General features: G+C 57.9%; 23 protein-coding genes. 12 read left to right on the top strand and 11 right to left on the bottom strand.

Annotated elements, in window-relative coordinates:
• Nucleotides 1-37 precede the first annotated feature (37 nt).
• On the bottom strand, nucleotides 38-343 hold the full coding sequence (locus ACOYXG_RS02505; RefSeq protein ID WP_027613547.1) for a DMT family transporter: 306 nt from the start codon (nucleotides 341-343) through the stop codon (nucleotides 38-40).
• Nucleotides 344-982: an FMN-dependent NADH-azoreductase gene (locus ACOYXG_RS02500; protein WP_134785317.1), complete on the bottom strand. Its 639-nt coding sequence runs from the start codon at nucleotides 980-982 to the stop codon at nucleotides 344-346.
• Nucleotides 983-1,102: 120 nt separating this feature from the next.
• Here ACOYXG_RS02500 and ACOYXG_RS02495 point away from each other — a divergent pair, with 120 nt between their 5' ends.
• Both ACOYXG_RS02495 and ACOYXG_RS02490 read left to right on the top strand, forming a co-directional pair.
• Nucleotides 1,103-2,020, top strand: coding sequence for a LysR substrate-binding domain-containing protein (locus ACOYXG_RS02495; protein WP_150369544.1), 918 nt, complete (start codon nucleotides 1,103-1,105; stop codon nucleotides 2,018-2,020).
• A gap of 90 nt (nucleotides 2,021-2,110) precedes the next feature.
• Nucleotides 2,111-2,644, top strand: coding sequence for a ferritin-like domain-containing protein (locus ACOYXG_RS02490; protein ID WP_027613544.1), 534 nt, complete (start codon nucleotides 2,111-2,113; stop codon nucleotides 2,642-2,644).
• A 103-nt stretch (nucleotides 2,645-2,747) separates the two neighbouring features.
• On the opposite strand, the gene ACOYXG_RS02485 is transcribed toward ACOYXG_RS02490, so the two are convergent.
• Nucleotides 2,748-4,823: an AsmA family protein gene (locus tag ACOYXG_RS02485; protein WP_097089886.1), complete on the bottom strand. Its 2,076-nt coding sequence runs from the start codon at nucleotides 4,821-4,823 to the stop codon at nucleotides 2,748-2,750.
• Nucleotides 4,824-5,209: 386 nt separating this feature from the next.
• On the opposite strand from ACOYXG_RS02485, the gene ACOYXG_RS02480 reads away from it, so the two are divergent.
• From ACOYXG_RS02480 to ACOYXG_RS02450, 7 genes are all read left to right on the top strand, one after another.
• The gene (locus ACOYXG_RS02480; protein ID WP_027613542.1) at nucleotides 5,210-5,674 is read left to right on the top strand and encodes a hypothetical protein; all 465 of its coding nucleotides are present in this window, start codon (nucleotides 5,210-5,212) and stop codon (nucleotides 5,672-5,674) included.
• A gap of 173 nt (nucleotides 5,675-5,847) precedes the next feature.
• Nucleotides 5,848-6,480: a TetR family transcriptional regulator gene (locus ACOYXG_RS02475; RefSeq protein ID WP_027613541.1), complete on the top strand. Its 633-nt coding sequence runs from the start codon at nucleotides 5,848-5,850 to the stop codon at nucleotides 6,478-6,480.
• Between the two features lie 302 nt (nucleotides 6,481-6,782).
• Entirely contained in the window at nucleotides 6,783-7,283 is a 501-nt protein-coding gene (ureE, locus tag ACOYXG_RS02470) for an urease accessory protein UreE (RefSeq protein ID WP_183783676.1), read from the top strand.
• Entirely contained in the window at nucleotides 7,280-7,954 is a 675-nt protein-coding gene (locus tag ACOYXG_RS02465) for an urease accessory protein UreF (RefSeq protein ID WP_027613540.1), read from the top strand. The genes ureE and ACOYXG_RS02465 overlap by 4 nt, the downstream gene beginning before the upstream one ends.
• 23 nt (nucleotides 7,955-7,977) lie before the next feature.
• Entirely contained in the window at nucleotides 7,978-8,592 is a 615-nt protein-coding gene (gene ureG / locus ACOYXG_RS02460) for an urease accessory protein UreG (RefSeq protein WP_007966946.1), read from the top strand.
• Nucleotides 8,593-8,619: 27 nt separating this feature from the next.
• A complete protein-coding gene (locus ACOYXG_RS02455) occupies nucleotides 8,620-9,192 on the top strand; it encodes a HupE/UreJ family protein (protein ID WP_097089885.1) in 573 nt (190 codons plus the stop codon).
• A gap of 183 nt (nucleotides 9,193-9,375) precedes the next feature.
• Nucleotides 9,376-10,509 carry an AGE family epimerase/isomerase gene (locus ACOYXG_RS02450; protein ID WP_460355722.1) on the top strand — a complete coding sequence of 378 codons (1,134 nt, stop codon included), beginning with the start codon at nucleotides 9,376-9,378 and terminating at the stop codon, nucleotides 10,507-10,509.
• Nucleotides 10,510-10,631: 122 nt separating this feature from the next.
• On the opposite strand, the gene ACOYXG_RS02445 is transcribed toward ACOYXG_RS02450, so the two are convergent.
• Together ACOYXG_RS02445 and ACOYXG_RS02440 are read right to left on the bottom strand one after the other, a co-directional pair.
• Nucleotides 10,632-11,537 carry a cation diffusion facilitator family transporter gene (locus tag ACOYXG_RS02445; RefSeq protein WP_027613537.1) on the bottom strand — a complete coding sequence of 302 codons (906 nt, stop codon included), beginning with the start codon at nucleotides 11,535-11,537 and terminating at the stop codon, nucleotides 10,632-10,634.
• 174 nt (nucleotides 11,538-11,711) lie between these two features.
• Nucleotides 11,712-12,476, bottom strand: a complete 765-nt coding sequence (locus ACOYXG_RS02440) for an SDR family oxidoreductase (protein WP_027613536.1) — start codon at nucleotides 12,474-12,476, stop codon at nucleotides 11,712-11,714.
• Between the two features lie 871 nt (nucleotides 12,477-13,347).
• Between ACOYXG_RS02440 and ACOYXG_RS02435 the strand changes: the two genes are divergently transcribed.
• From ACOYXG_RS02435 to ACOYXG_RS02425, 3 genes are read left to right on the top strand one after another with little or no spacing between them, the layout of a single operon-like run.
• On the top strand, nucleotides 13,348-13,950 hold the full coding sequence (locus ACOYXG_RS02435) for a hypothetical protein (RefSeq protein WP_333989427.1): 603 nt from the start codon (nucleotides 13,348-13,350) through the stop codon (nucleotides 13,948-13,950).
• A 1-nt stretch (nucleotide 13,951) separates the two neighbouring features.
• On the top strand, nucleotides 13,952-14,653 hold the full coding sequence (locus ACOYXG_RS02430; protein ID WP_333989426.1) for a dCTP deaminase domain-containing protein: 702 nt from the start codon (nucleotides 13,952-13,954) through the stop codon (nucleotides 14,651-14,653).
• 25 nt (nucleotides 14,654-14,678) lie between these two features.
• Nucleotides 14,679-15,635 carry a nucleotide kinase domain-containing protein gene (locus ACOYXG_RS02425; RefSeq protein WP_333989425.1) on the top strand — a complete coding sequence of 319 codons (957 nt, stop codon included), beginning with the start codon at nucleotides 14,679-14,681 and terminating at the stop codon, nucleotides 15,633-15,635.
• A 398-nt stretch (nucleotides 15,636-16,033) separates the two neighbouring features.
• Here ACOYXG_RS02425 and ACOYXG_RS02420 read toward each other — a convergent pair whose 3' ends face one another.
• The 6 genes from ACOYXG_RS02420 to amaA form a co-directional block, all read right to left on the bottom strand.
• On the bottom strand, nucleotides 16,034-16,750 hold the full coding sequence (locus ACOYXG_RS02420; protein ID WP_047600666.1) for an ABC transporter ATP-binding protein: 717 nt from the start codon (nucleotides 16,748-16,750) through the stop codon (nucleotides 16,034-16,036).
• Nucleotides 16,747-17,619, bottom strand: coding sequence for an ABC transporter ATP-binding protein (locus tag ACOYXG_RS02415; RefSeq protein WP_027613534.1), 873 nt, complete (start codon nucleotides 17,617-17,619; stop codon nucleotides 16,747-16,749). Before ACOYXG_RS02415 ends, ACOYXG_RS02420 begins: the two co-directional genes overlap by 4 nt.
• Nucleotides 17,616-18,917: a high-affinity branched-chain amino acid ABC transporter permease LivM gene (livM, locus tag ACOYXG_RS02410; RefSeq protein WP_096794779.1), complete on the bottom strand. Its 1,302-nt coding sequence runs from the start codon at nucleotides 18,915-18,917 to the stop codon at nucleotides 17,616-17,618. Before livM ends, ACOYXG_RS02415 begins: the two co-directional genes overlap by 4 nt.
• Before the next feature lie 3 nt (nucleotides 18,918-18,920).
• Complete coding sequence (locus ACOYXG_RS02405) at nucleotides 18,921-19,835, bottom strand: ABC transporter permease subunit (RefSeq protein ID WP_027613532.1); 915 nt, start codon at nucleotides 19,833-19,835, stop codon at nucleotides 18,921-18,923.
• A 242-nt stretch (nucleotides 19,836-20,077) separates the two neighbouring features.
• The gene (locus ACOYXG_RS02400; RefSeq protein ID WP_027613531.1) at nucleotides 20,078-21,211 is read right to left on the bottom strand and encodes an ABC transporter substrate-binding protein; all 1,134 of its coding nucleotides are present in this window, start codon (nucleotides 21,209-21,211) and stop codon (nucleotides 20,078-20,080) included.
• Nucleotides 21,212-21,579: 368 nt separating this feature from the next.
• Nucleotides 21,580-22,863, bottom strand: coding sequence for an L-pipecolate oxidase (gene amaA, locus ACOYXG_RS02395; protein WP_460355714.1), 1,284 nt, complete (start codon nucleotides 22,861-22,863; stop codon nucleotides 21,580-21,582).
• Between the last annotated feature and the right edge of the window lie 112 nt (nucleotides 22,864-22,975).

The following is a 22,975-nucleotide window of genomic DNA, read 5'->3' as shown; positions in this document are numbered from 1 at the left end:
AAGCCTCCTCCCTGATGATGACAACTGCACCATCAGCCTACTTCAGGCCCACCACCCCCGCCACAATCAGCCCCACCGACAGCAGTTTGACCAGGGTCAGGCTCTCGCCGAGCAGGGCAAAACCGAGAAACACCGTGCCCAGCGAGCCGATCGCCGTCCAGATCGGATATGCGATACTCACCGGCAACTCGCGCATCGCCAACGTCAGGAAGTAAATCCCGCCAATCGCCGCCGCCACCGTGATCAGCGACGGCCACAAGCGGGTGAAGCCTTCGGCGTACTTCATGCCCATGGCGAAAGTCACCTCGAAGCCGGCGGCGATCAGCAGGCACAGCCAGGCCACTTAGAACGTCCGGGCGAGGTCGAGCAAACGCTGCTCGGCCTCGGCCACTGATACCGCGAAGGTGCGCTCGGCCGATTCCTCGCCCTCGGCCGCGACCACGCTGACGTCGTTGATGCCGATAAAGCCCAGCGCGGTGCGCAACCACGGATCGGCATGGTTCAACGCTTCCAGTTCGCCACCGGGGCCGAAGCCGAAACCGCCACGGCTGGTGACAATCAGCGCTTTCTTGCCTTGCAGCAACGGCGTGTACTGGGCCACGCCGTTGTCCAGGGTGTGGTCGAACGTCAGGCCCAGGCGCACTATCTGATCGACCCAGGCCTTGAGGCCGCTGGGCACGCTGAAGTTGTACATCGGCGTGGAAATCAGCAGCAGATCGTGTTCGAACAACTCGCCGACCAGTTGATCGCTGAGCGCCAGATCGGCCTGCATCGATAGCGGACGCGCTTCGGGTTCAGGGTAAAACGCCGCCGCCACAAACGCTTCGTTGACCGCTGGAATCGGCGCCCGTCCGACTTCACGGCGGGTGACCTGCGCCTGCGGATGACGTAATTGCCAGGCACTGAGAAAGCTTTCCGCCAAACGCCGTGAATGCGAACGGTCACCCCGTGGGCTGGCATGGATCGCAAGAATCTTGCTCATCTGAATCTCCTTGGGACTAGACTTGAGTGGCTGTGTGGCGCCAGATTGGCGTCGACCCGCCGCTGTCTCAAATGAGCAAAAATCAGTCGGGATGAATTTGTTTCATCCATGGAGTATTGAATGTTCGCCTCGTTGCCGCTGACCGCCCTGCGCGCCTTCGAATCCGCTTCGCGGCTGTTGAGCTTCAAGGCCGCTGCTGAAGAGCTGTCAGTCACACCGACGGCGATTTCCCATCAGATCCGAGCGCTGGAAGACTGGCTCGGCGTGGCGCTGTTCGAGCGTTTGCCGCGTCAGGTGCGCCTGACCGAAGGGGGCGAGCGACTGTTTCGCAGCCTGCACGGCGCGCTGCTGGAAGTCGCGCAAAGCGTCGACACCCTGCGTCCGCAACGCAGCGGCAGCAACCTGACACTGTCGACCACCGCCGCGTTTGCCGCGCTGTGGCTGGTGCCGCGCCTCGGAAGGTTTTATGCGCAACACCCGAACATCAACGTGCGCCTCGATACCCACTGCGAAGTCATCGACCTGCATCAGGACGCCAGCGTCGATCTGGTGCTGCGCTATAGCCTCGACGATTACCCCAACCTTTACGGCTTGTGCCTGTTCGATGAGACCTTCGGCGTGTATGGCTCGCCGGAACAGGTGGCGCTGGCCGCCCGGCGCACGCCGGCGCTGATCAGCGTGCGCTGGCACAACTCGAAGCTGTATGCCCATGGCTGGGAAGCGTGGTGCGCTGGCTCCGGCGAGTCGTGGCTGAACCAGCATCCGGCGATCCGTGAATACGATGAGGAGCATTACGCTCTGCAAGCGGCGATTGCCGGGCAAGGTCTGGTGCTGGCGAGCAATATTCTGGTCTCGCAGAGCGTCGCCAGTGGGTTGCTGGTGCCGTACAAGGGGCAGGTGCAAGTCGATGGTGCCGGGTACAGCGCGCTGTGTGTGCCGGGACGGGAGCGGCATCCGCCGGTGCGGGCGTTTTTTGCCTGGTTGCGCGAAGAAGCGCAGTTGTCCGGGCTGGTACCAAGGTCGCCGGAAATCTCATAAAACTTTTTGCGTCGCTCAGGACTCACAACTTGGGTAACCGATCACGCCTGTAGAGCGTGGCGCCATTGGATTAGCCTCCTGGAGATCAACATGAGCGACGACCTGCACTTGTCAGATGTCAAAACCCTGCGCGAACGTGCGCGACAACACGTCGAGAACGGCGCGGTAACCGAGAGCTACAGCGCCGACCGTGACGAGGTGCTGCGCTTGCTCAACGAGTCGCTGGCCACCGAGCTGGTCTGCGTGCTGCGTTACAAGCGTCATTACTTCATGGCCAACGGCGTCAAAGCCCACGTGGCCGCGGAAGAATTCCTCGAACACGCGACCCAGGAAGCGCAACACGCCGACCGTCTGGCCGAGCGCATCGTGCAACTGGGCGGCGAGCCGGAGTTCAATCCGGACCTGCTGTCGAAAATGTCCCACGCCCAATACGTGGCCGGGAACACCTTGAAGGAAATGGTCTACGAAGACCTGGTGGCCGAACGGATCGCCATCGACAGCTACCGCGAGATCATCCAGTACATCGGCGAAAAAGACCCGACCACCCGGCGCATCTTCGAAGACATCCTGGCGCAGGAAGAAGAGCATGCCGATGACATGGCCGACATTCTGAAAGACCTCTGAACCTTCTATATCGCTATCGCGAGCAGGCTCACTCCTACAAGATTTGCGCTGTACCTGTAGGAGTGAGCCTGCTCGCGATGACGCTTTTACAGACGCTGAAGATTTACTTGGTTGGCTTGACGGTGACCGGCGCCTTGCCCGCCTTCATCTGTTCAAGCAGAGGCGCACACTGGTTCGGCTCCCCACCGCTCGGCGCCACCAGCGCCAACAACCCCGCCGCCGGTGCAGCAATCACACCCAGCGCCACCATCCCCGCGCCGCGCAGCATCAATGGCACAGCCTTGACCCCGGCGTCCGGCTTGATGAACTTGCCGCGCACGTACAACGGTGAACGCAGCGAAATCAGACGCCAGCCCTTGGACTCCGGTGTCACCGTCAGGTCCAATTGCTCGGTGGCCATGTTCGCGGTGCCGTCGATGTAGATGATCGCGTTCTCGGTATCGAACACAAACAGCCGTGTGGTCGCCAGGCCAGTCTTGATGTCGAAGTCCGCCGCCGCGCAGTTGATCTTCACTTCCTTGTCGCCAAAAATCTTGCCGACCACGTAGTTACCGACGTTGAGACCGGCCAGCTCCATCAGTTCACGGCTGATCGCGCCGTCGTTGATCAGCATCTTCAACTGGCCATTGGCGCCGCCGAGCAGCTTGGCCACCGAGTTGCCGCGACCGCTGATATCAGCATCACCGTTGAGCTCACCGAAGCTGGTTTTCATGGGTTCGAAGGTCGGGAACAACTGCTTGAGCTTGAAGCCGCGCGCAGTCAGTTTGGCCCGGCCTTCAAGCGGTTCGGTGCGACCATTGAGGCGGATCTGCGCGTCCAGATTGCCGCCGGCCACGCCGAAGCGCAGCGGTTCGAGGCTGAGTTCGCCGTCGTTGAGTTTCAGGTGGGTATAGAGGTCGGTGAACGGCAGCTTTTCACTGTGGACGATGCGCTTGCCGGTGAACTCGACGTCGGCATCCATCGCGCGCCAGCGGTCGGTCTTGAATTCTTCCACCGGCAGCACTTTGTCGGTCGGCTGCTTGCTCTCGCCGCCGCGGGCCTTTTGCTTGTCATTGGAGTCGGCGCCGATCAGCGGCGCGAGGTCGGCGAACAGCAATTGATTGGACAGCAACGCGCCGCTGAGCTTGGGCCGTGGCTGGCTGGCGACGTAGGTCAGATCGCCGTGAATGTCACTGCCGCCGATCTTGCCGTTGAACTGTTCATAAGTGAATTTCGCACCGGCGGCATCATGCAGCTTGGCAATCAGATGGCCGTCGGTGGAGTACGGCGGCGTGTCCGGCAGGGTCACGCCGGTCAGTGGATAGAGGTTGCCGAGGCTGGCGCCGGCCAGTTTCAGACGCAGATCAAGAGCGCCAAGGTTCAGCGGGTCGGTCAAGGTGCCAGCGAGTTCGATGCTAGTGGCGCCGATCTTCGCCTGAGCCTGCAGCGGGAACGGTTTGTTCGCGTCCTGCAACGCCAGCAGCCCGCCGATCTTGCCCTGACCGGTGAGGTTCTGGCCGTGGTATTGGCCTTTGACCTTCAGCGCGAACGCATAGTCCTGCGGCGCGGCGCCCTTGTCCTGCGCGGTCTTCGCGGCTTTGGCGCCGACGATATCGCTGAACGGAATCGGTTTGCCCAGCGGATCGATCAACACGTCGAGATTAGTCTTGAGTGTCTGGTCATCCAGAGTGACGTGGCCCTTGTCGAAGCCAATGGCTCCGATGTCCACCACCCAGTTCGACGGTTCGGCATTCGGGTCTTTCGGGTCGAACTTGAAGGTCCAGTTGGCGCGGCCATCGGCCAGGCGTTGCAGTTGCGCGTTGGGTTCGGTCAGGTCGATTCGCGGGATCGTCACCCGTTGCGCCAGCAGTGCCAGCGGCGAGATGCGCAGTTCCACGCGTTTGAGCGTGACCATCTGCGGCTGCTTCGACCAATCCGGGTTGCCCAGCGTCAGGTCCTCAGCCACCACGTGCGGCCACGGCACCCAGGCCCGCCAGCCGCCTTCGTCCGGCTCACGCTGCCAGATCACCGCGAGGTTGCCATTGATGGCGAACGGACGATGCAATTCTTCCGAGACTTTGGCGTTGAGCGGCGGTTTGATCCGGTTCCAGTCGAAGAACACGATGATCAGAACCAGTACCGCCAGCAGCAGTACGAGAGTGGCGAAGGTCCAACTGAAGATTTTTCCGGTGCGCGTCATGCACAAAACTCCTGATGACGACCGCACGCCGATTTCGCGACGCACAGCTGAAACGGCGGGCCAAAGCGGCCCTCATGAATTCTACGACTGGCAAACAGTGCGCAGGTTTAATCGGAATATAGATTCCGCGGCAAAAAATCGCCCGAATGCTGACCGATTGGTCGAACAGCGTTACCGCTGCCCGCACATTTGCGAGGCGCGAGTGAGTCGAAAATACCCACTGCGGTGCAAAACCACCGCCCGCAAATGCCCGAGCTAGAGCGCTTCCGCAGAACAATCAATTCTGTTGATTATTACCATTGCGTTTATGAACTTTTATATCGACTTATCGAGAGTAGCATTGGCTTCGTACCCACTTTATCGCCCTCCCAAGGAGCAACCCCATCATGAAACGCCAATTACTGCTCAGCCTTACCCTGTCGATGCTAGCCAGCACTGCTTTCGCCCTGCCCGCTGCCGATCAGGCTACCCCACAAGTGAAATCCAGCCACTCGGTGTTCAGCCAGACTGTGGCGGCTGACGGCAGCGACCGTACCCCACAAGGTCAGACCCTGGCTGAAAACGGTCGTAATCGTCTGGAAGAAAAAGGTCTGGTTGAAGATGGCTACGACAAGACCCCACAAGGTCAAGCTGTAGCAGAAGGCGGCCGTGATCGCCTGGAACAGAAAGGTCTGGTTGAAGACGGCTATGATAAAACTCCACAAGGTCAGACCCTGGCTTCCGATGGCAGCGACCGTACTCCACAAGGCCAGACCCTGGCTGAAGACGGTTTCGATAAAACCCCACTGGGCCAAGCCGTTGCCGAAGGCGGTGGTGACCGTGTGATCGAACGCAACAGCGCTTTGAGCTAAGCCCATGGCGGCCTGGAAAAAAAGCCCAATCACCGGATTGGGCTTTTGACTTTTTCAGTACCGACAATCTGCGAAACCTTTTTTCCTGCTGACTTTTCCCCCTGCCGTTCGACGCCAGCAAAGCCGATTTGCTAGAGTGCGGCGCTTGTCCCGCTCAAGAAAACGCCTTTGCGATGCTGCCCCGCGCCGAACAGAAACAACAGACCCGCAACGCCCTGATGGACGCTGCCCGCCATTTGATGGAAAGCGGCCGAGGTTTCGGCAGCCTGAGCCTGCGCGAAGTGACCAAGACCGCCGGCATTGTGCCCACCGGTTTCTATCGGCATTTTGCCGACATGGACGAGTTGGGTCTGGTGCTGGTCAGTGAAGTCGGCCAGACCTTCCGCGAAACCATCCGCCTGGTGCGCCACAACGAATTCGTCATGGGCGGCATCATCGATGCGTCGGTGCGGATCTTCCTCGACGTGGTCAGCGCCAACCGTTCGCAGTTCCTGTTTCTCGCTCGTGAGCAATACGGCGGCTCGCAGCCGGTGCGTCAGGCGATTGGCCGTCTGCGCGAAAACATCAGCGCCGACCTTGCGGCCGATCTGACGCTGATGCCCAAGCTGCAACATCTGGATGCAGCCGGCCTGAGCGTGATCGCTGACCTGATCGTCAAATCGGTGTTCGCCACTCTGCCGGACATCATTGACCCGCCCGCCGAGGCCCTGCCGGAGCATCTGACGCCGCAGGCGAAGATCACCCAGCAACTGCGCTTCATCTTTATCGGCCTCAAGCACTGGCAAGGGCTGGGCAGTACCGAGTAATCCCCCCTCCTATTACTGACACACCCTACTCCCCTGTGGGAGCGAGCCTGCTCGCGAAGGCGTCGTGTCAGCCAACTTCCAATTTGCTGACCCGACGCCTTCGCGAGCAGGCTCGCTCCCACATTTGGACCGGAGCCGGCGCCGATTTGGTGCATGTAAAAATCTTCACGCACCAAAACCTTCCAAAATTCTGCAACATCTTGAAACATCCTCTACGCTCCGACAGGGATTTCCTACATCTCGTCCGGTTGGCAAGCCCCTTGCTCTAGCCCTCCTACAAGTCCACTGCTGGAAGCTTTCCGATGCTGGTGATTCATCGCAGAATCGACCCTCAACCTGTCTGGTCCGCCGAGTTGCACCTGACCTTCGAAGCGCGGAGCAAAAGCCGTCTGCGCTGTTTCAGTGCCGATGGCGAAGACGTCGGGCTGTTTCTGGAGCGCGGTCAGGCACCGTTATATGACGGCGAATGCCTGCAGGCCGAGGACGGCCGCATCGTTCGCGTCTGCGCACGCCCCGAGCAACTGCTGCACGTCACCTGCACCAATGCCTTCGAACTGACCCGCGCCGCCTATCATCTGGGCAACCGCCACGTCGCCTTGCAAGTCGGCGATGGCTGGCTGCGTCTGCTCGACGATTACGTGCTCAAGGCCATGCTCGAACAGCTCGGCGCCCAGGTCGAGGCGATTGAAGCGCCGTTCCAACCGGAACACGGTGCCTACGGCGGCGGCCATCACCATTCGCGGCATGGCGACGAAGATTTCAACTACGCGCCCAAACTCCATCAGTTCGGCGTACGTCTGTGAACCCGGCCTGGGCGCTGCTGCGCCTGGCCAGTCCGCAACTGCCGATTGGCGGCTACAGCTATTCGCAAGGCCTGGAAATGGCGGTGGATAACGGCCGCGTGAACAACCCGGACAGCGCCCGGCGCTGGATCAGCGATCAACTGTTGCTCAACCTCGCCCGTTTCGAGGCGCCGCTGCTGCTGGCTCATTGTCAGGCCGCGGCCGAGGAAAACTGGCCCGAGTTGCTGCATCTCTGCGAAACCCACCGTGCCAGTCGCGAGACCCGTGAGTTGCATCTGGAGAGCCGGCAGATGGGTTACTCGCTGCAGCAATTGCTCAACGGTTTGCCGGAACTCGACGCGCCAGCCCGCAGCTTTCTTGAGCAATGCGCCGAACCGCACCTCGCTCTTGGCTGGGCACTGGCTGCCCGCGCCTGGCAAATCAGTCCGCAGGATGCGCTCGCCGCGTGGCTGTGGAGCTGGCTGGAAAACCAGCTCGCGGTACTGATGAAAACCCTGCCGTTGGGCCAGCAAGCCGCCCAGCGCCTGACCAGCGAACTGTTGCCGCTGCTGCAACAGGCGCAGCAGGACGCCACCCGCATCAATCCCGAACACATCGGCAGCGCCGCATTCGGCCTGTCCCTGGCGTGCATGGCGCATGAGCGCCAGTACAGCCGTCTGTTTCGCTCTTAGGGCCTGTCATCTTGGAGAAGCACATGAACACACAACCCCTGCGCGTCGGTATCGGCGGCCCGGTCGGTTCCGGCAAGACCGCATTGACCCTGGCCCTGTGCCTGGCATTGCGCGATCGCTACAACCTGGCCGTCGTCACCAACGACATCTACACCCGCGAAGACGCCGACTTTCTGGTGCGCAACGAAGCACTGGCGCCGGAGCGGATCATCGGCGTGGAAACCGGTGGCTGCCCGCACACGGCGATCCGCGAAGACGCTTCGATCAACCTCGAAGCCGTCGATCAACTGAACCGGCGCTTTCCGGGGCTGGACCTGATTCTGGTGGAATCCGGTGGCGACAACCTGTCGGCAACCTTCAGCCCGGAGCTGTCAGACCTGACCATCTACGTGATCGACGTCTCCGCCGGCGACAAGCTGCCGCGCAAGGGCGGCCCGGGGATCTGCAAGTCCGATCTGCTGGTGATCAACAAGATCGACCTGGCGCCGCTGGTCGGTGCTTCGCTGGAAATGATGGATAGCGACACCCAGCGCATGCGCAACGGCAAGCCATTCGTCTTCAGCAACCAGAAAACCGGCCAGGGCCTTGAAGAGATCATCGCCTTCATCGAGCGCCAAGGCCTGCTGAACGCCGCCTGACTTATTGACCAACAAGGAAGCTTATCCATGACACTCAAACGCATTCTCGGCGCCGTGGCGCTGCTGCTGACCCCAGCCCTGGCCTTCGCCCACCCGGGCCACGGCGACAGCGGTCTGGTCGCCGGCATCAGCCACCCGATCGGTGGCCTCGACCATTTGCTGGCGATGGTCGCGGTCGGCCTGTGGGCCGCGCAGCAACAAGGCGCGGCGCGCTGGGCGCTACCGTGCACGTTTGTCGGCACCATGCTGATCGGCGGCATGCTCGGTTTTGAAGGGCTGGAGTTGCCGGCGCTGGAAAGCGGGATCGCCGCTTCGGTGCTGGCGCTGGGTCTGGCAGTGGCACTGGCGGTGCGTCCACCGCTGGTGATGGCGGTGGCGGCAACGGCGTTGTTTGCGTTGTTCCATGGCGTGGCGCATGGCCTGGAGCTGCCGGACATGAGCAGCCCTTGGGCGTATGCCGCCGGCTTCGTGGCGGCGACTGCTGCCCTGCATGCGGCGGGTTATGCGGTGGTTCGTTTTCTGCCTCAGGCTGCTGCGCCTCTGGTGCGCGTGGCGGGTGCCGCTTCGGCTGTGACTGGCGCGTGGTTGCTGGCCGGTTGATTCTCTAGCGCCTGCCACTGGCCTCTTCGCGAGCAGGCTCGCTCCCACAGGTTTTGTGTACGCTGCAAATCCACTGTGGGAGCGAGCCTGCTCGCGAAGGCGGACTGACAGACTCCGCGTCTCTAAGGCCCGCCGCTCTGCTACCATGTCGCGCAATCGCCCCAGCCGTGACGACGTCCGCCAATGCCCCATGCTTGCCGCTCCACCTCCCTGCCCGAATTGACCGCCCTGTTCAGCAACGTGCAACAGCACTTTCTGAACGTGATCGTGCCGCTTTGGCAAGGCCCGGGCTGGAACGCCGACATGGCGCTGCCCTACGAGGCACTCGACGCGGCGCATCAACCTTTGCCACCGCAACGCTATCGGGCGATGGCCTGCGCACGGCAGCTGTACCTGTTTTCCAGCCTGATCGGGGTTGTGGATAACGCCGAGGTGCGCGCCGCGGCGCTGTTCCGCTCGCTGCAACGGCATTTCCACGATGCCGAGCACGGCGGCTGGTTCTACAGCATCGATGCGCAAGGCAAGCCGCTGGATCAGCGCAAAGACCTCTACACCCACGCCTTCATCCTGTTCGCCTGCGCCCATTACTGGGCCAAGTCCCGCGAGCCGCTGGTGGAATCCACGCTCAACGCCGCACTGGAAGTCATCGGCCGACGCTTCGCCACCGGCGATGGCTTGTACGAAGCGTGCCTGGACCGCGACTGGATCACCCTGCAAACCGGGCCACTGCAGAACCCGCTGATGCACCTGGCCGAAGCATTTCTCGCCACCCTCGCCGTGCGCGAAGACGCGCCGACGCAGCAAGCGCTGCTCGAGTTATGCACAGCCATGCACAAGCAGTTCGTCGACCCGCAACATGGCGTGTTGATGGAAAAACCACTGGGGGCTGTGGATAACTGGTACGAGCCAGGGCATCAGTTCGAATGGTATTTCCTGCTTGAATCTTCAGCCCTGCTGCGCGGTTCGAAACTGCACGCGGCGCTGGAGCGGGCATTCGCTTTTACCGAGCAATTCGGTGTTGAACAGCCTTCAGGGGCGGTGCGGGCGATGCTCGATCTGGAACTGGATGGACGACCGAAGGATTCGACTCAGCGGATCTGGGCGCAGGCGGAATACCTGCGCGCCCTGACCTTGCGCCCGGACAGCGAAGCTACAGTGCTGCGCCAGTTGCAGGCGCTGCAACAGCGTTTTCTGCATGCGGGCGGTTGGCATGAGTGCCGAGATGAGCTGGGAGAGGTCAGCCGCAAGGACATGCCTTCAACGACGCCTTATCACTTGGCGACGTGCTACAGCGGGCTGGCTGAATACCTGCGTTGATTGAAAAATAGCTTTCGCGAGCAAGCCCGCTCCCACAGGGGAATTTCGCCGAACACATAATCTGTGAACAGCCTGGATCCCTGTGGGAGCGGGCTTGCTCGCGAATAGCCGTTACACGGTCTCTAGGCAATCCACTTCTTGTCACCGGTAAAGCTGATCGTCAACCAGCGTGCCGCATCCGGCTCGCCGAGCTGCGCCGAAATTTCCTCACGTAACGCATCCAGTTGCCCCACGCTTTGCAGCCGGTAATCCGCCGGCAACACCACATGAATCTCGATAAACCGCGCCCGCCCGTGCTTCTGCACATAGGTCACGTAATCATCGAAACCATGCTCGACCTTCGCCGCTTCCATGACCTGACGCACCTGATCATCCAGGGTGTCCGGTGCAATACCCAGTACATCACGCAGTGCCGGGCCGAGGATCTTGAACGCCGGTGGCAACATGGTCAGCGCCAGCACGATCAGGATCAGCGGGTCGACAAACTTCGCCCACTCGTCAAAGCCCTGGGCCTTGAGCAGCAACGCGGCGAGAAAACTGATCAACAGGCCGACCGAGAGCATCGCGTCCACCAGCCAGCTGATGTTGTCGAACTGGATCAGGCTGGACTTGAGCTTGCGATTGCGCCGACGCACGTAGAAGAAATAGGCGAATTCGACGACGGTGAACACCGCCGCATAAATGATCACCAGCCCCAGCTCGATCTCGCGGCCGCCGTTGATGATGCCGAATACACCGTTGAGAAACGCATAGATGGCGATCAACAGCAGGAAGCTGCCTTCGATCAGCAGCACCATCGGCTCCAGATGCCAGAAACCGAACTGGAAGCGGTGATTGCTTTCTTTGGCGATCAGCCTGGCTGTGATCAGCATCAGCACTTTGATGAACGTTGCGATCAGCGAGAAAAAACCATCGAAAAGGATGGATTGCGAACCTGAAACAAAACCGGTGACGATCCCGGCAATCGACACCGCGAACATCAGGATGGTCGATTGTTTGAGCAGTGATTGCTCACCTCGGTTACTCACGTAGCCTCCTCTAAAAACCTTTGAACCGCGGGGTGCGGTGGGGTTATTAGGGGGAGAGTTTACCTTACCGTCCTGTTTTGGCCGATTTGACCTATTCGCGAGCAGGCTCGCTCCCACTTTGAAATGCATTCCAATGTGGGAGCGAGCCTGCTCGCGAACAACGGTGACGCGGTATCAGGCTTTGTTACGCTCGATCGCAAACCCCGCCCAGGTCTGACTCACCGGCATCAGTTCCAGGCTGTTGATGTTGATGTGCGCCGGGGCGTTGAGCACCCAGAAGATGGTCTCGGCGATGTCCTGCGGCTGGATCGGCTCAGCACCGGCGTAAGTGGCGTTGTAGCGTTCCTGGTCACCGGCAAAGCGCACCAGCGAGAACTCGCTTTCGCACAGACCCGGCTCGATGTTGCTGACACGCACGCCAGTGCCCTGCAGGTCGCAACGCAGGTTCAGCGAGAATTGTTTAACGAACGCCTTGGTGGCGCCATACACATGGCTGCCCGGGTACGGGTAGTTGCCAGCGATCGAACCGAGGTTGACGATGCCGGCGCCACGGCCGTGAGCGATCAACCGCGGCAGCAGCAGACGAGTGCTGTACATCAGGCCTTTGACGTTGGTATCGACCATGGTGTCCCAGTCGTCGAGGTCGCATTTGGGTGCCGGATCGACGCCCAGCGCCAGCCCGGCGTTGTTGATCAGGCCACGCAGCTTGGCGAACGACGGCGGCAGATTGGCAATTGCCTCTTCCATCGCCTTGCGGTCACGCACGTCGAGCACCAGGCCATGCACTTCAGTCTGCTTCGACAACTCGGCGCACAGCGCGTCGAGACGTTCTGCACGACGGCCGGTCAACACCAGTTTCCAGCCAGCCTCGGCGAAACGACGGGCACAGGCTTCACCAAAACCGGAGGTTGCGCCGGTAATAAACAGGGTGTTGGACATCGTGTTCTCCTTGCGTCGGCCGCCAGCGCAGCCATTGGAATAGAAAATCAGCAGCCAGCATGCCCGGCCCGGCATTTACGAGCAACACCCGCACCGGGACATCTTCCGATCAAAATTTGATCAATCGTCGCTACACCTTATGTGGCTTGGCCTGTAGCCATGTGCACGCACGTTATCCACAGTCCCTTCCACAGTTTCCGGGGGCAAGTGAAAACGCGCAAAGCCGCGCCATACAAGGCTTTGCGCGGGAAACAGAAAGTTTTTTGCTTGACCCTGAAGCCGCTGTTGTGCCGGAGATGGCATTTTGCACGACCGACCGGTCAGCGCAGTGATTGCGCGAGGCCAGTAATTACGGCCCTCAGCGGAGTCTTTCCAGAGTTTAGTCACAGACTTATCCACAGGCTTGCTCACACGTAATTGTCTCCACAGCACACCCTAGAAAAAGGTTGACAACAGCGTCTTCAGCTCCAGCAAAAACGCCTGATCAAAAAGCGATCACCAGCCTGCAAGCCACGGAAAACAAGGGCTTCAGCCAGCTACTCCCACGTTATTCACAGCCAGCTCCACAGTAAACGGGGACAAGTCAAAACTGTGGAAAAACAGCCATTTGCAGCGTCTATATGTCGCGCTTTGGCAGCTATGGGAATTTGTTTTCCACAGCGACTGCCGCCGGGCGCATCCACCAGTCGCCTGAATACCTTGAATCAGAATATTCGGCTACATTTAGGCCAAATGCTCTCTCATTTATTCAGCTTACCGATAGCTCTATCTGAACAGTTTGGGTATAATTTTTTTATTTTATTTGACTAATACTACAATTGTGATAGGTGCTTGAAAGTCGCAATTGAACGCTAAACTATAGGAAATGACCATGTCACTTCTCATCCAGCTAGAAGAACTTCAGTGGAAACAGTTGCAGCACGATGAAAAGTACCATAAGGAAATTTGGATACTTAATGTGCAGCAACGTATTACCCATATGGTTTTACATCTGTCAAAATATAGCGCAAAGTTAACTCTTTCCGCGCTTGAGCACAACATTGAAGAACTAAGAAAAGCAACGATTGATTCACTAATAATCGTCACATCATCAACGAATATATTTAACAAACTATTAAGCGACATTTCCATTGAAGAGTCAGAAAAAACACTACCGTGCATTAATACGCTTGCAGCTAAGCTATTGAAAGAGGAGAAATTTGACGGCTACGAGCCAAACATATCTATGGCAATAAAAATCAATAGCTTGACCGGGAAAATGTGCAAAGCAGTCGAATCTTTAGACCATCTCGAAGCCTATCCATTTAAAGAGGTCATCCTCTCTTCTTTAGCATCTATCTTCAGGATATTGCTTGCGCTAGCCTGCCATTTAAAGGTCGAAGACATTGAGACTCCAATTGGAGACCGGCTCTACTCCGTAGAAAAAAACAATATATTTTTCAATAGGTTAGGTAATTACAAATCAGGATATTAAAATGTTTTGGAGCGGTGACAAACTCAAGGAAAATCTTGCTGATCTAATAGAAAACGCTGAAGGCAACACGGTGGGAATCGAAGTTGACTGTGCAGCCATATCCCTCACTGTTGGAAATGAAGTCTATATTACACCAAGCAATGAAAAAGACCCGAATGTCAAACAGATACTAGATGATAAAAAGCCTCAGTTCGTAATTCCCAAAGGCCAGTTTGCTCTTCTTCTGACATCAGAAGTACTGTATGTCCCTACCACTGCGCTGGCCTTCATCTCCTTCAAGGCAAAGTATAAATTCAAAGGTCTTATCAACGTATCAGGCTTCCATGTAGACCCAGGATGGAAAGGGCAGCTAACTTTCTCCGTATACAATGCCGGACCAACTGACATTGTATTGGAGCGGGGAAAGCCATTTGCACTGATTTGGTATGCTGACCTTGATCCCTCAGCAACAGACGAAAACGCAAAAAAATATAAATCCCCAATAAAAAAGTTAAACAGCGATAAAATCTCTGATATGACTGGTGAGGTTTTCTCCCCTTTCAAGTTGAAGCAGGAAATAGACGACCTTAAAAAAGAGCTTCTTACATTAGAAAGTAAAATAATCGCGAGATACTCAACGGTAATTTTTGCAGTTTTTACTGCCATTCTGGGTTTCGCAATAAAGGATCATGTGATCAAATTTTTTAACAATCTAATCGGCTAACTTAAACATTCCGAGTCGCGCGCCTTTGAGCAACTTAAATTTCAAGCCTAATTACGCCTATGACGACTACTGGGTATTTGCTCATGCGCGACAAGAGGCCTTCCTTTCAAGGCTCTCCCCGACAAAACCTCAAGACTCTATCATTTCAAAATACAAATTCACCAACTGCTACAGAGTTCTTGACCGCACATCTCAATATCTAATAAAAAACGTAATCTACGATACAGACCATAGTGCAGAAGACACTTTTTTCAGAATAATACTTTTCAAGCTATTCAATAGAATTGAAACATGGGAGCAGCTAGAAAAACAATTAGGAACAATATCAGTTGAAGATTTCTCGATCAAAAACTATTGCGATGCCATAGCCAAAATAAAGCTGCAAGACGTGAAAATCTACTCTGCCGCATACATCATGCCTTCTGGAAAAGCTGAATACGGACATGCTTCCAAACACATGAACAATCTGGAAATGATACAGCTCATGTTAAATCAGGAAATGCATAAATCCATCTGGGACAGAAAAAATCTATCTAACATATATCAGTCTCTTCTTACTCTCCCATCAGTGGGTAAGTTCCTAGCGTACCAATATGCAATTGACCTTGCATACAGCAACCATTGCAACGCTGACGAAAGCCAATTCGTAGTCGCCGGACCTGGCGCAGAGCGCGGAATTAAAAAGATTTTCCCAAACGCAAAAAAAACCGAATACGAACACATAATAAAACACATGACCGAGATTCAGGAGCAAGAATTTAGTAGGCTCAATTTACCATTCAGCTACCTCCCCAATAGAAATCTTCAGCTTATAGACTGCCAAAATTTATTCTGTGAGCTAGACAAATTTTTGAGAGTAAAACGCCCGGAGTTAGGAAAACCCGGATCACGAATTAAGCAAAAGTACTCACAAAACAAGACTCCTATAGACTACGTTTTCCCTCCAAAATGGAACGTACCTGAATTCAGAGAAAAATTCTAAACATGAAAATTTACTTCGAAAGAAGCTTTACAAAAAAAGAAAAGCGCAGAATTGCTTGGTCCGCACTATTCTTCCTCCTATCTTCAATAATAATTTTCTGCACACTTCCACAAAAAAACAAAGCAAAGGACTGTTTTCTTATTCCCAACTCTCAGAACACAGCAGATCTAAGCTACACCTTAAACAAGGAGTGCGTGGAGTACATTATAAATTCAATCACTCTATTCGATCAATTTATGCACATTGTCAAACTCACCACTATATTCATCCCCATATTTCTCGCTGCATGGCTAACGATTCACTTCATAGGCTGGATCAATGAAAACCCATAACTTAAATTTACCTTAAGACGAACGGGTTGTAGTTGCAGCCGCTACTTATGTAGCGGCCGTGACATTTCAATGACCGCCGAGGTAAGCGTTACGCACCTCCTCATTCACCAACAACTCCTTGCCGGTACCGGTCAGACGAATCTCGCCGTTGACCATCACATACGCCCGGTCCGACAGCTTCAACGCATGGTTGGCGTTCTGCTCGACGAGGAAAATGGTCATGCCGGTTTTCGCCAGTTCCCGCAGGGTGGCGAAGATCTGTTTCACCACGATCGGCGCCAACCCCAGGCTTGGCTCATCGAGCAGCAGCAATTTCGGCCGGCTCATCAATGCGCGGGCAATGGCGAGCATCTGCTGCTCGCCGCCGGACATGGTCATCGCCCGCTGGGTACGGCGCTCTTCGAGCCGCGGGAACAGCTCGAACATGCGCTGCATATCCTCCTTGGCATATTTGTCGCCGATCGGGATGGTGCCCATCAGCAGGTTCTCCTCGACGGTCATGTCGGGGAACACCCGCCGCCCTTCCGGCGACTGTGCGATGCCGTTGGAGGCGATGTAGTGCGAGGACTTGTGGGTGATGTCGACGCCTTGATAGAGGATCTGCCCACCCGCCGCGCGCGGCTGGCCGAAGATCGACATCAGCAGCGTCGATTTACCCGCGCCGTTGGAGCCGATCAGGCTGACGGTCTCGCCTTCGTTGATCTGCAGCGACACGCCCTTGAGGGCCTGGATCGGGCCGTAGAACACGTCCAGGTCTTTGAGTTCGAGGATCGGTTTGCTCATACCAGCTCCTCTTCGTCGGCGCCCAGGTAGGCGGCAATCACTTTCGGATCGTTGCGGATCGCCTCGGGACCGCCTTCGGCGATGACCACGCCGTGATCCAGTACCACGATGTGGTCGGAAATGCTCATTACCATGCCCATGTCGTGTTCGATCAGCACCACGGTCAGATCGTGCTCGTCGCGCAGCAGCCGGATCATCGCGCTCAGCGCTTCGGTTTCCTGAGGGTTGAGGCCGGCGGCCGGTTCGTCGAGGCAGATGATCTGCGGCCGCGTGCACATGGCCCGGGCGATCTCCAGACGGCGTTGCTGGCCGTAGGACAGTTCACCGGCCAGACGGTTGGCGCAGTCCACCAGATCCACCACTTCCAGCCAGTAGAACGCGCAGTCCAGCGCATCACTTTCGGCCTTGCGGTAGCCCTTGGTGTTGAGGATGCCGGCGAGCATGTTGCGGTTGACCCACATGTGCTGGGCCACCAGCAGGTTCTCCAGCACCGACATTTCCTTGAACAGGCGAATGTTCTGGAATGTCCGGGCCAGGCCGGCGCGGTTCACCAAATGGGTGCCGCCGAACATCTTGTAGTACAGGCGACTGAGGAAGCTTTTCGGCGAGACGAAGTCGGTCGGTTTGAAAGACTCGCCCAGCAGCTGGATGACGTTGGTCTGCTTGCCGCGCACGTTGAGTTCGATCTTGCCGCCGGAGGCCTTGTAGAACCCGGTCAGGCAGTTGAACACCGTGGTCTTGCCGGCGCCGTTCGGCCCGATCAGGGCGAAGATCGAGTTGCGTTTGACCTTGAGGCTGACATCGCTCAGGGCCTTGATGCCACCGAAGTGCATCATCAGTTTTTCCACAGAGAGTACGACTTCACTCATGGCGCAGTCCTCTCATAGTGAATGGCACCTTTACGTGGAGTGACCCCGGTACGGCTGATGCGAATCAGCCCGCGAGGTCGCCAGATCATCATCAACACCATCAGGATGCCGAACAGCAGCACGCGGTATTCAGCGAAGCCGCGCAGCAGTTCCGGAGCAACCGTCAACACGAATGCCGCAATCACCACGCCGATGGTCGAGCCCATGCCGCCGAGCACGACGATGGCGAGGATCAGCGCCGATTCGAAGAAGGTGAACGAGGTCGGGTTGACGAAGCCCTGGTAGGTGGCGAAAAACACCCCGGCCAGGCCCGCGGTCGATGCACCGATGGTGAACGCCGAAAGCTTGACCAGTACGTGGTTGAGGCCCATCGAGCGGCAGGCGATTTCATCTTCGCGTAGCGCTTCCCAGGCGCGACCCACCGGCATCTTCACCAGACGATGCTTGATGTACAGCACGGCCAGTACCACCAGGAACAACACCGTGTAGATGAAGTAATACTTCACGTCCGGGTTGTAGGCGATGCCGAAGAACTCGTGGAACGGCACCCCGCCATCCTTGGCCCGCTTGCCGAATTCCAGACCGAAGAAGGTCGGCAGTGGCGCCGGCATGCCGTTCGGCCCGCCGGTCAGCGACAGCCAGTTGTTGAGGATCAGGCGGATGATTTCACCGAAGCCCAGAGTCACGATCGCCAGATAGTCGCCGTGCAGACGCAGCACCGGAAAACCGAGGATGCAGCCGGCCAAACCGGCAGTGATTGCCGCCAGTGGCAGCACGGTCCAGAAGCCCAGCCCGAGGTATTGATAACCGAGCGCCAGACCGTAGGCGCCGATGGCGTAGAACGCCACGTAACCGAGGTCGAGCAGGCCGGCCAGACCGACCACAATGTTCAGCCCCAGGCCCAGCAGCACGTAGATCAGCCCGAGGATGACCACGCCCAGCAGGTACGAGTTGGAGACAAACGGCACGATGACCGCGAGCACGATCAGCAGTGGAATGATCCAGCGCAGACGTGATTTGTGATCGGCAGGCAGCACATGCACACCGGAGCCGGTGCTCTCGAATCCGTCGAGAATCTTCAGGCCCTTGGGCGTCTGCAGAAACAGACTCAAGGCAAAGCGGCCGATCATCACGATGCCGATAAGCCACGCCACGCGGGTTGGTTCGAGGTTGAAGCTGTAGCCTTCGAGCACGACGCCGACAATCGGGCCGAACACGATCAGGGCAATCAGGCCGGCCAGAATCGCCTCAACCAGGCTTTTTTTGATATCGATATTTTTTTGAGTGGTTGAAGACATCGCTTACACCTTCGACACAAGAGGACGGCCCAACAGGCCCTGAGGCCGGAAGACCAGAACAAGTACGAGCAGCGAGAAGCTGAACACGTCTTTGTAGTCGGAGTTGACCAGGCCCGAGAACAGCGACTCGGAGATCCCGAGAATGATCCCGCCGAGCATCGCGCCGGGCAGTGAGCCGATCCCGCCAAGCACGGCGGCGGTGAACGCCTTGATGCCGATGACGAAGCCTGCGTAGAAGTCGAACGTGCCGTAGTTCATGGTGATCAGCACGCCGGCCAGCGCCGCCATTGCTGCACCGATGATGAACACGTAGGAAATCACCCGGTCGGTGTTGATCCCGAGGATCGAGGCCATCTTGCGGTCTTGCTGGGTGGCGCGGCACATGCGGCCGAGCTTGGTGTACTTGATCACGTAGGTCAGCAGGCCCATGCCGACAAATGCGGCGACCAGAATGAAGATCTTGGTGTAGGTCAGTTGGACGAAACCGCTGCCGACGTCGATGCGCCAGGCACCGGTGAGCAGCGTCGGAACACCCTGTTGACGGGCGCCCTGGCTGATCTGGGCGTAGTTCTGCAGGATCAGCGAGATACCAATGGCACTGATCAGCGGTGCCAGTCGAGTGGAGTTGCGCAGAGGTTTGTAAGCGACGCGTTCGATTACCCAGCCATAGACGCCGGTGACGACGATAGTGAAAACCAGCGTGCCAAGCATCAACAGCGGGAAGGATTCGATACCGAAGTAAGCCAGCAGAGCCAGACTGATTGCCGCGAGGTACGCGGAAATCATGTAAACCTCGCCGTGGGCGAAGTTGATCATGCCGATGATGCCGTAGACCATTGTGTAGCCGATGGCGATCAGGCCATAGACCGACCCGAGGGTCAGGCCGTTGACCAGTTGCTGCAGGAAAATACCATCCATAACGCAATCTCACGCAATGAGAACCTGCCCACCGGAGCGGGCGGCTCTTCTAGGAAAAATACAGATTTACGTCGGAGCAATGCAGATACGATCAGCCCATCCGACCGACACCGTCCCTGTGGGAGCGAGCCTGCTCGCGAAAGCGGTCGATCATTCAACACATGTGTTGGCAGTCATTCCGTCTTCGCGAGCAGGCTCGCTCCCACATTGGATGAGTGGGGATCAACCGATCGCGTCAGCCCTTACTTCTGTTTTTCCAGCTGATGGTATTTGCCGTCCTTGTCCCACTGGTAAACCACGTAGTCAGAGACTTTCAGGTCGCCCTTCTTGTCCCAGGCTTTCTCGCCCATGACGGTTTTCACCGGGTTGGCCTTGAGCCACTCGGCGGCTTTTTCGCCACTGTTGGACTTGGCGCCGTTGAAGGCGGCCGCCAGGGTCTGAACCGACGCGTAGGCGTACAGGGTGTAGCCTTCAGGTTCGGTGCCGGCCTTGCGGAACGCATCGACCACGGTCTTGCTGTCTGGCAGCAGACGTGGGTCGGCGCCGAAGGTCATCAGCACGCCGTCAACGTATTGCGGGCCACCGGCGGTGGTCACCAGTTCGTCGGTGACGATGCCGTCGTCAGACATGAACTTGACGTCTTTCAGGCCTTCGGTACGCAGTTGCTTGACCAGCGGGCCGGCTTCCGGGTGCAGGCCGCCGAAGTAGACAACGTCGGCACCGGCTGCACGAATCTTGGTGACCACGGCGCTGAAGTCTTTCTCGCCACGGGTCAGGCCTTCATACAGCACCGGCTTCACGCCACGTTTTTCCAGTTGAGCCTTGGTCGCATCGGCCAGGCCCTGACCGTAGGTGTCCTTGTCGTGCAGCACGGCGACTTTCTTGCCCTTGAGCACGTCGACGATGTAGTCGCCCGCGACGATGCCTTGCTGGTCGTCACGCCCGCACATACGGAACATGGCGCTCAGGCCGCGCTCGGTCACTTGCGGGTTGGTGGAACCCGGAGTGATCGCGATAACGCCGGCTTCGTCGTAGATTTCCGAGGCGGGGATGGTGGAAGAGGAGCAGAAGTGACCGACCACGCCGGCTACCTTCTGGTTGACCAGATCCTTGGCGACTGTCACTGCCTGTTTCGGTTCGCAGGCGTCATCGCCCTTGACCAGTACGATTTTCTCGCCGTTGACGCCGCCCGCCGCATTGACCGCGTCCGCCGCTGCCTGTGCACCCTTCATGTACTGCTCGCCAAATGCCGCGTTGGCGCCAGTCATTGGACCCGCTACACCGATTTTCACATCAGCTTGAGCAAACGCAGAAACACCCAGCGCAGTAGCTACTGCGAGGGCCAGAAAGCCTTTCTTGTAAAACGTCTGGGACATGAGGTGGTGCTCCAAGGTTTTTTTTAGTTGGCACTGCGACTTCACTTCACTGAATGCTCTGAGCAAGCGCCGTGCCATCGGTTTTTTATTCTTCAAAAAGTCGCTGCTTTCTTGTTATTTCGACTGTTTCGTTCCCATTTTCATTGGGCGTGCAACCGTCTAAACCGCGGAAGGTGAAACCTTTTTAAATCTGAGGCGCAACCCGCTTGCGCCATCATTGCAACCGCGGCACCAAACGACGTGCAACCAGCCTGTAACAGCTCGCGTCACCGAACTGCACACTGCTGGTGCGGGACTGCTACAACCCGCACCATTAGAGGCTAGTCGCTACGCCGAAAAGCGCCGCTTCCGGCAACATATTTCAACACTCAAATGACGATGCGCAGGCACTGGCCCGCGTGATACAGCGAGAAGCCGGCCTCGTACAGGCAACTGCGCAGGCCAACGCCGGCCAGGGGCTGCATCGGTGCGAAGGGGATCGGCAGGGCTTGAGGATTTCCGTTACACAGATAGTCGGCGAAGGCTTTGCCGACCACAGTGCCAGTGGTCACGCCGCGACCGTTGTAACCGGTGACGGCCACCAGTCCCGGCGTCGGTTCGAACAGCCGCATCAGGTGATCGGGGGTGAAGGCGATGCGCCCGGTCCAGGTGCATTCCCATTCCACCGGTTTCAGGTTGGGGAAGTAGTGTTGCTGCACCCGGTCGGCCCAGGCCTTGAGGAACCAGGTGGGTTTCTGATTGCCGTTGCCCAGACTGCCGAGCAACAACCGGCCGTCCTTGTCGCGACGGATGCTGCTCAACACTTGCCGCGTGTCCCACGAGCCCTGACCGCCGGGGAGGATGTCATGGGCGGCGTCTTCGGTCAGCGGCACCGAAGCGACCTGATAGTAGTAACCGGGGAAGAAGTTGCGCTTGAGTTCGGTCCAGTCGCCCTCGGTGTAGGCGTTGGAGGCGATCACCACTTGCTCGGCGAGTACCGAACCTAGCTCGGTCTGCACCGACCATAGCTGGCCCACGCGTTCGAGACGGGTCACTGGCGAGTGATCGAACATCTGCCCGCCCAAGCCCTTCACCGCGTTGGCCAGGCCGGTGACATAGGCCATAGGGTTGAGCGTACCGGCGCGGCGGTCGAGCAGCGCGGCGGCAATCTTCTGCGTGCCGGTGGCTTGCTCGCAGGCCTTGCCGGTGAGCAACTCAACCGGCGCCCCGCGGCGCTTCCATTGTTGCTCGCGACTGCGCAGATCCGCTTCGCCCTTGGCGTTGTGCGCCATGTGCAGGGTGCCTTCGCGGCGCAACTGGCAATCGATGTTGTATTTATCCACAAGGCTGAACACCAGCGCCGGCGCCGCCCCGAGCATGCGGTTGAGCTGACTGCCGACCGCTTCGCCGAACCCGGCTTCGATCTCGTCCGGCGGGATCCACATGCCGGCGTTGACCAGCCCGACATTGCGTCCGGAGCCGCCATGCCCGGCACGATGCGCTTCGAGCACGCAGACGCGTTTGCCTTTTTCCAACAGATGCAGCGCCGCCGACAACCCGGTAAACCCGGCGCCGATCACGCAGACATCGACTTTGACCTCGCCGCGCAGCGCGGTGTTATCCGGGCGCTGCGGCGTGAGTTTTTCCCACAGACATTCTTCGCGTAACGGCATTGCCAGACTCCAACAGAAACCTAACAAACACTGCATACCCTGTGGGAGCGAGCCTGCTCGCGAAAGCGGTATACCAGCCAACATCCATACCGACTGACACACCGCATTCGCG

Source organism: Pseudomonas sp. G3-39 (assembly GCF_054790485.1).
This window is presented reverse-complemented; position numbering and strand designations above follow the sequence as displayed.